Raw genomic sequence first — 1,132 nt, forward strand, 5'->3', positions numbered from 1 at the left:
CGACCTGCGACAACGGCGCCCCGCTGGCCACCGTCGGACCCTGGAGCTCCAGCGATGGCGTCCACCCGGGCCGCGTCAAGGGCGGCGTGAAGGTCAAGAACGGCGTCGTGGGCAGCTTCCGAGTGATCGAGCGTCACCACGGCGGTGGCTTCGACAAGGGCGACTTCGGCGACGACTTCGGCGGCGACTACTGAGACCGGTGATCGAGCACCATCACGATGGCCGGTAATCGAACACCACTGAAAAGGCCGGTGACCGAGTCACTCGCCTGACGCAGAACCCCGGCCCGCCGGAATCGGGCCGGGGTTCCAGTCTGTACTGCCTCGCCATACTAGAGCCGGACGGCGAGGCGCTGCCAGCCCGGCTGGAGCAGTCGCGTCGTACGCGGCCTCCGAGCCTTTGGCAGGACCCGGCGACCGGGGCGACAGAACACGTGGCGCCGGCGCGGCAGACGCCGCCCACGTCCCGGCCGCCGGGGTCCCGGCCAGGCCCAGAGCCTGGTAACCGATGGCCCTGCCGGGCCAGCGATGGAATCCGAACAGAAAGGCTGACGCACGCACCAAGCCCCGCTCCTTCTCCCACCCCCCATTTGCCGGTCGGTCTTAGCCCATGCGGGCGTCGGGCACCGGCTCCAACTGCCACCACTGGCCGGGGGAGTCGGTGTCCTCCCACTGCTGGACGCGGGCACCGACCGCCGTGCTGCCGTCGGCCACTTCGAGGACGAGCCCGCTGATGAAGCTGACCAGCGTCACCAGCCCCGGCGCCTCCAGGTGCTGTTCGATCAGCCATTCCTGGGCGCCGTAGTTGTTGGCCCGCCACTGCTGGACCACGGCGCCGTTCTCGGTGGAGGCATTGGCGACGTCCAGACGCTTGCCGCTGTGGACATTGACCAGGTGGTACAGCGCGGCACCCTCGTGCACGGGCGTCAGCTCCCAGTGCTGGGCCGCCGAACCGCTCTCCTTACCCTGCTGCACCGGGGCACCGCCGCCCTTGGCGGAGCCGTACACTTCCAGCAGCAGCCCGCTGCCCACATTGCGCAGCCGGTAGTGGCCCGCTGCGACGACGGGCGCGGTGTCCCCGCTCATGTTCCGGTTCCTTCCTGGGTAGCAGACCGCCGCCCGGCTCGGCAGCC

At 70.1% G+C, this 1,132-nt stretch carries 1 protein-coding gene and 1 pseudogene; one reads left to right on the forward strand and one right to left on the reverse strand.

What is annotated here, in order from left to right; genetic code table 11:
• Positions 1-194 (forward strand): annotated as a pseudogene (locus ABTZ94_RS37645) (hypothetical protein); the annotation flags it as partial.
• A 408-nt stretch (positions 195-602) separates the two neighbouring features.
• Here ABTZ94_RS37645 and ABTZ94_RS37650 read toward each other — a convergent pair.
• Positions 603-1,085, reverse strand: a complete 483-nt coding sequence (locus ABTZ94_RS37650) for an RICIN domain-containing protein (protein ID WP_351207986.1) — start codon at positions 1,083-1,085, stop codon at positions 603-605.
• Positions 1,086-1,132 lie beyond the last annotated feature (47 nt).

Source organism: Streptomyces sp. NPDC002785 (assembly GCF_040295565.1).
Classification (GTDB): Bacteria; Actinomycetota; Actinomycetes; order Streptomycetales; family Streptomycetaceae; genus Streptomyces.

Bases quoted from the DNA above. Each gene is read 5' to 3' on its own strand.
- ABTZ94_RS37650 (WP_351207986.1), bottom strand. From the start codon at position 1,085: ATGAGCGGGGACACCGCGCCCGTCGTCGCAGCGGGCCACTACCGGCTG.